The organism is Pseudomonas sp. fls2-241-TYG-175, from assembly GCF_030209155.1.
Lineage (GTDB): Bacteria > Pseudomonadota > Gammaproteobacteria > Pseudomonadales > Pseudomonadaceae > Aquipseudomonas > Aquipseudomonas viridiflava.
Genome location: NZ_JARVSO010000032.1, coordinates 18,331 through 30,486, shown reverse-complemented (window position 1 = coordinate 30,486; position 12,156 = coordinate 18,331). Strand labels below are relative to the sequence as shown.

Here is a 12,156-nt window from a genome sequence, read left to right as displayed (position 1 = left end):
GGCTTTTTGACATCTCGCAGGGATTACAGACATTTCCTACCGCTTGAGCGGGGTCTGAGCAGCGCAGACTTCAGGGGGGGACTGCCGTTTTAAAGAAGTAACTGCGCGCTGTCGTAAAACTCTGTAACAAAAAAGCGTCCGGAGTATTGAGTAGCACCTGTTTGACGTGAACAATGCAACGCATCGCATTCTTATTGAGATTCACCAATGCACCTGCACTCTCGTTCACTCGTCCGGCTTCTGGCCTCCATGTTGCTGCTGTGCAGCTTTGGTGTGCTGGCCGATCCCGTCGAGGGCGCAGCTCAGGCGCTGCATGTGCTGGATTACCTCAGTGCGGACTATCCGGCGACAGTGGCGGATGGCAAGGTCATCGACAGTGCCGGGTACCAGAAGCAGATCGACGCGTTGAACGCGCTTCAGGGTCTCATCGTTGCACTGCCGCAGCGGACCGAACGTGCCGAGCTGGAGAAGGGCGCAGCAGACCTCAACGGCGTCGTGGACAAACGACAGGACGGTACGCTCGTGGCGCGTCAGGCCAGGCAGCTGGGTGCAAGACTGGCGCTGGCCTATGAAGTCAGTCAGGCACCGGCCATCACCCCGGATCCTGCGCGCGGCGCGCCGCTGTACGCGCAGCATTGTTCGGTCTGCCATGGCGACAAGGGCGCCGGTGATGGTCCCGCCGGTATTGGCCTGGAGCCTGCGCCGGGCGACCTGCGCGACGCCGCACGGCTGGATCGCCTGAGTCTCTACAGCCTTTACAGCGCTACGGGGCTGGGTATTGCGGGCACTGACATGCCGGCGTTTGCCGACCAGCTGGATGATCGCCAGCGCTGGGACATCGCCACCTACATTGCCAGTTTCAGTGCGCAACCTGTCGCGACTCCGACCAAGACATTCAACCTTGCGGACCTGGCGCGCCAGACGCCTGCGGAGGTTCAGGCTGCCGAAGGCCCGGACGCGGCCGCCACATTCCGCGCTCAGCGCTCACAGCCCCCGCAGGTCCAACGCGGGCCCGCGCAGTTGCTCGATTACACCAGCGCGACCCTGGACAAGAGTCTGGCCGCCTACCGATCAGGTGATCGGGAGCAGGCGTATGACCTGTCGGTTGCGGCTTATCTGGAAGGCTTCGAGCTGGTCGAGAGCTCGCTGGACAACGTCGATGCCGACGTTCGCAAGGACACTGAAAAAAGTCTGATGGCTTATCGTCAGTCCTTGCAGGACGGCCTGCCGGTTCCGCAGGCGGCGCAGAAGCTGGAAGCCGCCAAGGCCAGGCTGAAACAGTCGGCTGACTTGCTGGGCACCGACGGTCTTAGCCTGTCTTTGAGCTACATCTCGGGCCTGCTGATTCTGTTGCGCGAAGGGCTGGAAGCGATTCTGGTGCTGGCGGCAATTCTTGCGTTTCTGCGCAACACCGGACAGCAATCGGCGGTGCGCAGCGTCAACGTCGGCTGGGGCCTGGCGCTACTGGCAGGCCTGGCGACCTGGGCGCTGGCCGCCTATGTGATCGACGTGAGTGGCGCGCAGCGTGAGCTGCTGGAAGGTGCGACCGCATTGTTCGCCAGCGTGATGGTGCTGTGGCTGGGGGTGTGGATGCACGACCGACGTCATGCCGCAGCCTGGCAGGATTACGTGAAGAGCAGTCTGGTCGGCGGCGGTGGGCGTTTCGGCTTTGCCGTACTGGCGTTCTTCTCGGTGTACCGCGAACTGTTCGAGGTCATCCTGTTCTACGAGACCCTGTGGCTCCAGGCAGGGCCAGCCGGGCATAACGCAGTGCTGGCGGGTGGCGCGACAGCGCTGGTGCTGCTGGTTGGTCTGGCGTGGATCATCCTGCGCGGCTCGGCAAAACTGCCGTTGGCGCTGTTCTTTGGTATCAATGCAGCCCTGCTGTGTGCGCTCTCGGTGGTGTTTGCCGGACATGGCGTCAAGGCCTTGCAGGAAGCCGGCGTGTTCGGCACCCGGCCGGTGCCATTCTTCGAATTCGACTGGCTGGGCATTCATGCCGATGCGTATTCGCTCGGTGCACAGGCCATCGCGCTGACAGCGATTGCAGTGCTGTATGGCCGCAGTCGTCTTGCGGAGAAACGCAGGCTTGAGACCGCAGGGTAAAACACGTACCCGTGGGAGGCGGCTTGCCGGCGATGGCGTCAGTTCAGTTGCTGATGGGTCGCTTCAGAAAAAAGCATCGCCGGCAAGCCGCCTCCCACAGTCCGTGTTTGCAGCAAGACTTGGATATAACGCAGAGCGTCACGGGGCTGCATGCCCACGCAGCGATGGGCACGATCAGTGTTGAGGCAGACTTGCTTGGGGCGCGGAGAGCACGGCCCTCAGCCGCGCATTCTCACGCGTCCTGTTCCTGAGTCAGTTCCAGCACGCGATCAACCAGTTTGTTGATGCCTGACGCCGCTTCGCTGATGCTTTTGGCGACCATGTAGGCCGGGGTGCTGACCAGTTTTCGGGCTTCGTCTTCCACAATCTCTGATACGTCACAGTCCTGATGCGCACCGCCCATTTTAGTGATGGCTGCTGCCGTCTCCGGGTCATTGCCAATGGTGCAAATCACGCCCGGGCCATAAATCTTGGCAGCGAGGGCCGGGGTGATGCAGATCAGCCCGACCGGCTTGCCTGCCAGCGCAAAGGCCTCGGCCAGGGCCAGTAATTCTGCGTTGACCTGACAGGCCTGGCCCTGCTGTGCAAAGTCCGACAGATTCTTCGCCGAGCCAAAGCCGCCCGGAACGATCAGCGCATCGAAATCGTTGACGTCGGCCTCACGCAGGTCCTTCACTTCGCCGCGCGCGATACGTGCCGATTCGACCAGCACGTTGCGGGTCTCAGGCATGTCTTCGCCGGTCAGGTGATTGACGACATGATGCTGCGCGATGTTCGGCGCGAAACATTGCACCTGCGCACCACGCTGGTCGAGGCGCAGCAGGGTCAGGACGCTTTCGTGGATTTCGGCACCGTCATAGACGCCGCAGCCGGACAGGATCACAGCCACTTTCTTTTGCATGATTCGACTCCTTGGTCATGACGCATCTACCAATGGAACACATTGAGCGTCATCTGTTCAGTGTCGGTTTTTGTCGGGGCGGGATCAGGCGGGGAAGGGCGCAGCATCCGGGCGAGGTGTTTTGACCTGTGCCCGGAGAACTCAGAAGGGAATTCAGTCGTCGGACTTTTTCTTCAGATCGAGAGGGGTTTCGACCGGCATGTCCAGATCCGAGGCTGCTGAAGATGCGCAGAATTGTCTCTCTGCGCGAGCTTCGCGGGCGATGCGGGCATTCTTGATGCGGCGACGCAGCCACAGACCCAGGCCCAGAAGAATCAGGGCGCCGAGCACCCAGAGTTCGTATTTCTTGACGTTACCCAGCAAGCCTTCCAGCACGGCGCCGAAATGATACGCCGCCGAACCCAGCGCTGCTGCCCAGACTGCCGCGCCGATGCCATTGAGCAGCAGGTAGCGCGCTGGCGGATACCCGGATAGACCGATGGCCACCGGCATGACCGTTCGCAATCCGTAGACGAAGCGGAAGCTCAGCACCCAGATGTCAGGGTGTTTGCGCACAAGCCTCAACGCCTTGTCGCCCATGAGCTGCCAGCGAGGTTTTCGGGCAAGCAGTTTGCGGCCATGCTTGCGCCCCATGAAATACCACAGCTGATCGCCCGCGTAGCTTCCGCAAAAGGCCACGAGGATGACGATGTTGAGGTCCATGTATCCACGGAAAGCCAGAAATCCGGCAAGAACCAGAATGGTCTCGCCTTCAAAGAAGGTGCCGAGGAAGAGGGCGAAGTAGCCAAACTCATTCAAGAAATTCTGGAGCATTGTCTGGATGCTGGCGAAATGAACGCGCAGCCTAACGCGCCCAACGCAAGGATGAAAGTGTCCATATGTGTCTCGACGTTAAAGATTCTTGCAGTGACAATGGTCCTTTCTCTCCAGTTGCGCCGCTGCGGCCTGCAGTCGCAGGTCGAACCATGACTGTCACACATTGGTCATAATGGCGGCTTATAACTGTCGCGCTTGCCCGCGTATGCGGGCTCAGGAGTCTCGCCGTGAGCTTTACCCCCGCTAACCGCCTGTTTCCTCTCACTCGTCTGCGCCGTAATCGCCGCGACGACTTTTCCCGTCGGCTGGTCCGCGAAAACGTTGTCACCGTCGACGACCTGATTCTTCCCGTATTCGTACTCGATGGTGAAAACCGTCGTGAAACCGTGGCTTCGATGCCGGGCGTAGAGCGTCTGAGTATCGATCTGCTGCTCAAGGAAGCCGAAAGCTGGGTCGCGCTGGGCATTCCTGCGCTGGCACTGTTTCCGGTTACTCCACCTGAAAAGAAATCCCTCGATGGCGCCGAAGCCTGGAATCCGGAAGGCATCGCGCAGCGCGCGACACGTGCCCTGCGTGACCGCTTCCCCGAACTGGGCGTCATCACTGACGTGGCGCTGGACCCGTTCACCACGCACGGGCAGGACGGCATTCTCGACGAAGAAGGCTACGTGCAGAACGACATTACGGTCGACGCGCTGGTCAAACAGGCCCTGTCCCATGCCGATGCTGGCGCGCAGGTGGTTGCCCCGTCCGACATGATGGACGGTCGTATTCAGGCCATTCGTGAAGCGCTGGAACTGGCCGGACACGTCAACGTGCGGATCATGGCCTACTCGGCGAAATACGCCAGCGCCTATTACGGTCCGTTCCGCGATGCGGTAGGTTCTTCACTGAACCTGGGCAAGGCCAACAAGGCGTCCTATCAGATGGACCCGGCCAACAGCAATGAAGCGCTGCATGAAGTGGCTGCCGATCTGTCTGAAGGCGCGGACATGGTGATGGTCAAGCCGGGTATGCCGTACCTGGACATCCTTCATCGGGTCAAGGATGAGTTCAAGGTGCCGACCTTTGTGTATCAGGTCAGTGGCGAATACGCCATGCACATGGCTGCAATCCAGAACGGCTGGCTGAGTGAAGGGGTGATTCTGGAATCCCTCACCGCCTTCAAACGCGCAGGAGCTGACGGCATTCTCACGTATTTTGCCGTACGCGCTGCTCAACTGCTGAAAGGGCAATAGCCTCACAGGAACATTCATGAATACCGAAGGACTCATCGAAGCCGCTGTTGAAGTCGATATTCAGGAGACTGCACCCATGGTTGACCCTGACATCGAGGTAGTACCCGCCATCGAGCCACCCGCTGCCACTGTGCCTGCCGTTGTCGCGCCGAACCTGGACGACAGCAGCCTGTACATCCATCGCGAACTGTCCCAGTTGCAGTTCAACATACGGGTTCTGGAACAGGCGCTCGACGAGTCCTACCCATTGTTGGAGCGGCTGAAGTTTCTGCTGATCTTCTCCAGCAACCTCGATGAGTTCTTCGAGATTCGTGTCGCAGGCCTCAAGAAGCAGATTACCTTTGCTCGTGAACAGGCCGGTGCCGACGGCTTGCAGCCGCACCAGGCGCTGGCCCGCATCAGCGAACTGGTTCACGGTCATGTCGACCGCCAGTACGCGATCCTCAACGATATTCTTCTGCCGGAGCTGGAGAAACACCAGGTCCGCTTCATTCGTCGCCGTCACTGGACCGCCAAGCTCAAAGCCTGGGTCCGTCGTTATTTCCGCGACGAAATCGCACCGATCATCACCCCGATCGGTCTCGACCCGACGCACCCGTTTCCGTTGCTGGTCAACAAGAGCCTGAACTTCATCGTCGAGCTCGAAGGTATCGATGCCTTCGGCCGCGACTCGGGCCTTGCGATCATCCCGGCGCCGCGTCTGCTGCCGCGCATCATCAAGGTGCCCGAAGACGTATGCGGGCCGGGCGACAATTTCGTGTTCCTGTCGTCAATGATCCACGCTCACGCTGATGATCTGTTCCAAGGCATGAAGGTCAAGGGCTGCTATCAGTTCCGCCTGACCCGTAACGCCGACCTGGCGCTGGATTCGGAAGACGTGGAAGACCTTGCGCGTGCTCTGCGCGGCGAACTGTTCTCGCGCCGCTATGGCGACGCAGTGCGTCTGGAAGTGGCGGACACCTGTCCCAAGCATCTGTCGGACTACCTGCTCAAGCAGTTCAACCTGAACGAGTCCGAGCTGTATCAGGTCAATGGCCCGGTCAACCTGACGCGGCTGTTCAGCATCACCGGTCTGGACAGCCATCCGGAGCTGCAATACCTGCCGTTCACGCCAGCGATTCCCAAGCTGTTGCAGAACAGCGAAAACATTTTCAGCGTGATCAGCAAGCAGGACATCCTCTTGCTGCACCCTTTCGAGTCCTTCACGCCGGTGGTCGACCTGCTGCGTCAGGCCGCGAAAGATCCGCATGTGCTGGCCGTGCGTCAGACGCTGTATCGCAGCGGCGCAAATTCGGAAATCGTCGATGCGCTGGTCGATGCGGCGCGTAACGGCAAGGAAGTCACCGCGGTGATCGAATTGCGTGCCCGTTTCGACGAAGAATCCAACCTGCAACTGGCCAGCCGTCTGCAGGCCGCCGGTGCGGTGGTGATCTACGGTGTGGTCGGCTTCAAGACCCACGCCAAGATGATGCTGATCCTGCGTCGCGAGGCGGGCGAGATCGTGCGTTACGCGCACTTGGGTACCGGTAACTATCACGCTGGCAACGCCCGCCTGTACACCGACTACAGCCTGCTGACTTCCGATGATGCATTGTGCGAAGACGTCGGCAAGCTGTTCAGCCAGCTGATCGGCATGGGCAAGACGCTGCGCATGAAAAAACTGCTGCACGCGCCGTTCACGCTGAAGAAAGGCATGCTCGACATGATCGCCCGCGAGACTCAGTTCGCGGTCGACGGCAAACCTGCGCACATCATCGCCAAGTTCAACTCGCTGACCGATCCGAAGATCATCCGCGCGCTGTACAAGGCCAGTCAGTCAGGCGTGCGCATCGATCTGGTAGTGCGCGGCATGTGCTGCCTGCGTCCGGGCATCGCCGGGGTCTCGCACAACATCCATGTGCGCTCGATCATCGGTCGCTTCCTGGAGCACACGCGGGTCTTCTACTTCCTCAACGGCGGCGACGAGCAGATGTTCCTGTCGAGTGCCGACTGGATGGAGCGCAACCTCGACAAGCGTGTCGAGACCTGCTTCCCGGTGGAAGGCAAGAAGTTGATCCTGCGGGTGAAGAAGGAGCTGGAAAGCTACCTGACCGACAACACCCACAGCTGGCTGTTGCAGTCTGACGGTCGTTACGTGCGCAGCACGCCGACCGGTAACCAGAACGCTCGAAGCGCCCAGGCGACCCTGCTGGAGCGCCTGAGCAACCCGGTCCTCAGCGTACGCTGAAGACGATGCCGACTCGGGTCAGCCACTCCGCTTCCAGCGCGAAGTCGGCCTGAGTCAGCTGGTTGTTTTCCAGCCAGCCGTCCGGGAACTCTGCATCCAGGTTCGGACCGTCGGCGCGTAGCACCACACGTGGCATCTCCTGGGTGCCACGGATGTGGTGGAACAGAATCGCGAAGCGCAACAGCACGCACAGGCGAATCAGCTTGATGCCTTCATCGCCGAACTCGGCGAACTTGTCCTTGGGAATGTTACGGCGATGACCGCGCACCAGCAGCGCGAGCATTTGCTGGTCTTCGCGTGAGAAACCGGCCAGGTCGGAATGCTCGATCAGGTAGGCGCCATGCTTGTGGTAATGATAGTGGGCGATGTCCAGCCCCACTTCATGCACCTTGGCGGCCCAGCTCAACAGCTCGGCATAACTCTCGTGTTGCAGGTCCCAGCTGTCGGCGACCTGTTCCAGGGCATGCAATGCCTTGGCTTCGACGCGAGCGGCCTGCTCCATGTCGACGTGGTAGCGCTCCATCAGCGACGTCAGCGTACGTTCGCGCACGTCTTCGTGATGATGGCGACCCATCAGGTCATACAGCACGCCTTCACGCAGCGCACCTTCGCAGTGATCCATGCGCTTGAGTTCGAGGGCGTCGAAAATGGCTTCCAGAATCGCCAGACCCGCCGGGAAAATCGCGCGGCGGTCGGGCTTGATGCCGTCGAAGTCGATCTTCTCGACGTCACCCAGCTTGAACAGTTTGCGCTTGAGCCAGGCCAGGCCTTCGGCGTTGACCTCGCCTGCGCCATAGCCATTGGCCTTGAGCGCAACGCCAATCGCGCGAATGGTGCCGGACGACCCGATGGCTTCATCCCATTTCAGGCGATGCAGCGCGTGCTCGATGCTCATGATTTCCAGGCGGGCGGCGGTGTACGCCTGCGCGTAGCGGGCCGGTGTCACCTTGCCGTCGCGGAAGTAGCGCTGAGTGAAACTCACGCAGCCCATCTGCAGGCTTTCGCGCAGCAGCGGCTCGAAACGTTGACCGATGATGAACTCGGTACTGCCGCCGCCGATGTCGGCCACGAGGCGCTTTCCGGGGGTGTCCGCCAGTGTGTGGGAGACGCCCAGATAAATGAGGCGAGCTTCTTCGCGGCCGGAGATGACCTCCACCGGGTGGCCGAGGATTTCTTCGGCGCGATGGATGAAGTCGTTGCGGTTGCGGGCTTCGCGCAGGGCATTGGTGCCCACGATGCGCACGGCGCCGAGCGGCAGGCCGTTGATCAGTTGGGCGAAGCGCTTGAGGCAGTCGAGGCCCCGCTGCATCGATTCTTCAGTGAGCTGGCGCTCTTCGGTAATTCCGGCTGCCAACTGCACCTTCTCGCCCAGGCGCTCAAGAATGCGAATTTCGCCCTGATTGGCTTTTGCCACAACCATATGGAAGCTGTTGGAGCCCAGGTCGATAGCGGCGATCAGTGAAAGATTCTTGGGTTTAGAGTGCGGCATGGTCTGGCAATCCCTCTCGATAACCGCGCCATCGTGCCACGATCCACCTCTGCCGCCAACGCGAAGCTGTCCGGGCGGCGGAAATACCCGGTATTACTTCGCTCAGTGGTCACTCACCCACTTCGCATGCGCGCCTCGATGTGACGTGTCTGACTGAATGACTCCCACAGTTCGTGGGCTACGGCAAGATTTGCATATAACGCTGAGCGCGGAGCATGGTGACGCCTCTCAGGACGCTATGCGTGCGACTGTTTGCGCTGGAAGGCGATCAGGTTATCCCGACGTCGTGACACGATCCCTCGCTGTCTCCGGGCGGGAGGCGGCAGCTAGATCATTCTCCGTGTACATGATCGGGGGACGCAGGCGGCGGTGGACCTTCTATCGTCACGATCCAGCAACGTTCGTCCGGGCCTATAATAAGAGGGCCGCGCAGATAATCATGGAACAGCATGCAGGTGTTGGTGGTGGCTGGACGCCCTTCCGGAAATGTTCGAAAAGATCAGTACTGTGTAAGTCATGCATGCTTTAAGTAGAAAGGATTCTATCATGTCTAATGAACTCCCCACCTCAGCAACGCGTTTATGGGTTGGACAACCCAGCGTATTTGGTAGCCTGGAAGTCGAACCTAACGGGTCAATAACCTATGTCTATGATCGCGATTTAAACAGGAATGTCTGGCGTTATTTTAAGCCGTCCGACTCGGTAAGCTATCGCTGCGAAAGTCGGAATATCCGGGTCGGCGCTCAGGCTTATAAGTGGCAAAAAGGCAGGACCTACACGCTCAACTGGAAAAGTAAACTTCCTAAAATCGACAGTGCCTACGGAGATTTTGTGATTTTTCAGTGGAAGTCTTACCCGGGTGGGCTCCAGAACTACCCCTTGCTCATGACGGCGGTAAGAGATGAGGTCATTTTGAGGTTCGTAGACAGGGGCGAGGTCTGGAAAACAGTATGGACAACAAAGACTCAGGATAATGTATGGAACAGTTATAGCCTGACCCTTCACCTGTCGGACATTGATTCAGAAGGCTGGTTCTCGCTTAATTACAATGGTGTCGATCAATTGCTCGATGGTAAGAGCCGATATGCAGGGCGGACAATGGATGGGGCCAATGAGCCCAAATGGGGTGTCTACAACAGAGACAAGCCTGAGCATGAAATGGAGCAGCTTGTCGCGGACCTTGAAGTCTTGGAACTTCAGTCAGTCACGTGATCACTCATTACCGGGTTCGTCTTCGTCAGGTAAGTTACGTGTCTTTCAAACGGTGTTATTAGCAGGAGGAAGCGACGGTTCGCTTCCTCCTGTTATTCCCTTTGGCCAATACTCAAGCCTGCTCGACCGATCCTATGAAGTTGGCCAGTTCTGGCGTCTTCGGGTGGGCGAACAGTTCTTTCGGGTCGCCCACTTCATGCACCTTGCCCTCGTGCATGAACACCAGTTTGTCGCCCACTTCCCGGGCGAAGCGCATTTCGTGGGTGACCATGATCAGGGTCATGCCATCGGCGGCCAGTTGACGCACGACGCTGAGCACTTCGTTGACCAGTTCCGGGTCCAGCGCCGAGGTGATCTCGTCGCACAGCAGCACCTTGGGTGACATGGCCAGCGCCCGGGCAATGGCTACGCGTTGCTGTTGCCCACCCGAAAGGCGGTCCGGGAACGCATCGAACTTCTCGCTCAACCCGACCCGCTCCAGCATCTGCCTGGCCAGCTTCGCAGCCTCGGCCTTGGGTACTTTCTGTACGACCTGCGGCGCGAGCATCACGTTTTCGCCCACGCTCAGGTGCGGGAACAGGTTGAACTGCTGAAACACCATGCCGACCTTCTGCCGCAACGTGCGCAGATCGGCGCGGGCAGCGTCCAGGTACTCGCCATCGACTTCGATCACGCCGTCGTTGATCGACTCCAGCCCGTTGAGTGTGCGCAGCAGCGTGCTCTTGCCCGAACCGCTGCGGCCGATGATTGCCACCACCTGGCCTTCTTCAACGGAGAGGTCGATGCCTTTGAGAACGTGATGGTCGCCGTAGTATTTGTGCAGGGCGGAAATTCTAAGCAGAGGCATGCAGTCTCCTTTCCAGATGACGCGCGCAGAGCGACAACGGATAGCAAAGGATGAAATAGCCCAGGGCGACGAAGCCGTAGACCATGAAAGGTTCGAAGGTGGCGTTGGCCAGCATGCTGCCGGTCTTGGTCAGTTCGGTGAAACCGATGATCGAGGTTACGGCCGTGCCTTTGACCACCTGTACCGAGAAGCCGACCGTCGGGGCGATGGCAATGCGCAGCGCCTGCGGCAGGATCACGTAGCGCATCTGCTCGAACGGGGTCAGTGCCAGACTCGCCGAAGCTTCCCATTGACCCTTGGAAATCGATTCGACGCAGCCGCGCCAGATTTCGGCCAGATAGGCGCTGGTGAACAACGTCAGCGCCAGCGCGGCTGCAGCCCAGGGAGAAATGTCCATTCCCATCAGCGCAACGCCGAAGAACACCAGAAACAGCTGCATCAAAAGCGGTGTGCCTTGAAACAGCTCTATATATAAGCTGGCTGCCACACGCGGCCCGGATTTCTCCGAGGTGCGCATGCCCATCACCAGCAGGCCGATCAGCCCGCCGCCGATGAAGGCCACCAGCGACAGCGCCACCGTCCATTGCAGGCCGGTCAGCAGATTGCGCAGGATATCCCAGAGGGTAAAGTCCATCAGTTGCTCCTCGAGATGTAGCGACGCCCGATCCAGGCCAGCAACTGACGAATCAACAGCGCCATGCACAGGTAGATCAGCGTGGTGACGATGTAGGTCTCGAACGAACGGAAATTGCGGGACTGGATGAAGTTGGCGAAAAAGCTCAGCTCCTCCGTCGCGATCTGCGAGCAGACTGCCGAGCCCAGCATCACGATGATGATCTGGCTGCTCAGCGCCGGCCACACCTTGCGCAGCGCCGGAACCAGCACCACATAGCGAAAGGTCTCGTAGCGGCTCATCGCAAGGGCGGCCGAGGCTTCAAGCTGTCCTTTGGAGATCGCCTGAATGCCCGCCCGGATGATCTCCGTCGAATAGGCGCCCAGATTGATCACCATCGCCAGCACGGCGGCCTGCCATTCCGATATCTGCATGCCCAGTGAGGGCAGGCCGAAAAAGATGAAGAACAGCTGGACCAGAAAAGGCGTGTTGCGGATCAGCTCCACATACACCGCAAAGATCGTCGCAAAGGGCTGGATCTTCCAGGCCCTTACGACGGCACCGACGATCCCCAGGCTGACGCCGAGCACGGTGCCAATGGCCGTCAATTCCAGCGTGAATAATGCCCCGCGCAACAGCAGATCAATGTTCTGCAGAACCGGTGCAAAGTCGAAGTGATAAGCCATTGGCAAACCCTGTGAATCAGA

General features: G+C 59.6%; 10 protein-coding genes. 4 read left to right on the top strand and 6 right to left on the bottom strand.

The window, feature by feature from the left end; all coding sequences use genetic code 11:
• Nucleotides 1–207 precede the first annotated feature (207 nt).
• On the top strand, nt 208–2,106 hold the full coding sequence (locus tag QRN20_RS20670) for a cytochrome c/FTR1 family iron permease (protein ID WP_285361092.1): 1,899 nt from the start codon (nt 208–210) through the stop codon (nt 2,104–2,106).
• A 232-nt stretch (nt 2,107–2,338) separates the two neighbouring features.
• Here the strand turns inward: QRN20_RS20670 and elbB are convergent, their stop codons facing one another.
• Together elbB and QRN20_RS20660 are read right to left on the bottom strand one after the other, a co-directional pair.
• Nucleotides 2,339–3,007 (bottom strand): isoprenoid biosynthesis glyoxalase ElbB, encoded by a 669-nt coding sequence (elbB, locus tag QRN20_RS20665; RefSeq protein ID WP_057409984.1) that lies wholly within the window; start codon nt 3,005–3,007, stop codon nt 2,339–2,341.
• 153 nt (nt 3,008–3,160) lie between these two features.
• Nucleotides 3,161–3,820, bottom strand: coding sequence for a DedA family protein (locus tag QRN20_RS20660; RefSeq protein WP_029242912.1), 660 nt, complete (start codon nt 3,818–3,820; stop codon nt 3,161–3,163).
• 230 nt (nt 3,821–4,050) lie between these two features.
• On the opposite strand from QRN20_RS20660, the gene hemB reads away from it, so the two are divergent.
• Nucleotides 4,051–5,061 (top strand): porphobilinogen synthase, encoded by a 1,011-nt coding sequence (gene hemB / locus QRN20_RS20655; RefSeq protein ID WP_029242913.1) that lies wholly within the window; start codon nt 4,051–4,053, stop codon nt 5,059–5,061.
• Nucleotides 5,062–5,137: 76 nt separating this feature from the next.
• A complete protein-coding gene (ppk1, locus tag QRN20_RS20650) occupies nt 5,138–7,288 on the top strand; it encodes a polyphosphate kinase 1 (RefSeq protein ID WP_231508923.1) in 2,151 nt (716 codons plus the stop codon).
• Here ppk1 and ppx read toward each other — a convergent pair.
• Nucleotides 7,275–8,777, bottom strand: coding sequence for an exopolyphosphatase (gene ppx / locus QRN20_RS20645; protein ID WP_025996723.1), 1,503 nt, complete (start codon nt 8,775–8,777; stop codon nt 7,275–7,277). The two genes, ppk1 and ppx, sit on opposite strands and share 14 nt — an antisense overlap.
• Nucleotides 8,778–9,323: 546 nt before the next feature.
• Between ppx and QRN20_RS20640 the strand changes: the two genes are divergently transcribed.
• Complete coding sequence (locus QRN20_RS20640) at nt 9,324–9,989, top strand: hypothetical protein (protein WP_004886840.1); 666 nt, start codon at nt 9,324–9,326, stop codon at nt 9,987–9,989.
• A gap of 112 nt (nt 9,990–10,101) precedes the next feature.
• On the opposite strand, the gene QRN20_RS20635 is transcribed toward QRN20_RS20640, so the two are convergent.
• The 3 genes from QRN20_RS20635 to QRN20_RS20625 are packed head-to-tail and all read right to left on the bottom strand — an operon-like array spanning nt 10,102 to nt 12,135.
• A complete protein-coding gene (locus QRN20_RS20635) occupies nt 10,102–10,836 on the bottom strand; it encodes an amino acid ABC transporter ATP-binding protein (RefSeq protein WP_004886837.1) in 735 nt (244 codons plus the stop codon).
• A complete protein-coding gene (locus tag QRN20_RS20630) occupies nt 10,823–11,473 on the bottom strand; it encodes an amino acid ABC transporter permease (protein WP_032633167.1) in 651 nt (216 codons plus the stop codon). Before QRN20_RS20630 ends, QRN20_RS20635 begins: the two co-directional genes overlap by 14 nt.
• Nucleotides 11,470–12,135 carry an amino acid ABC transporter permease gene (locus QRN20_RS20625; RefSeq protein WP_029242915.1) on the bottom strand — a complete coding sequence of 222 codons (666 nt, stop codon included), beginning with the start codon at nt 12,133–12,135 and terminating at the stop codon, nt 11,470–11,472. The genes QRN20_RS20630 and QRN20_RS20625 overlap by 4 nt, the downstream gene beginning before the upstream one ends.
• Nucleotides 12,136–12,156: the final 21 nt, after the last annotated feature.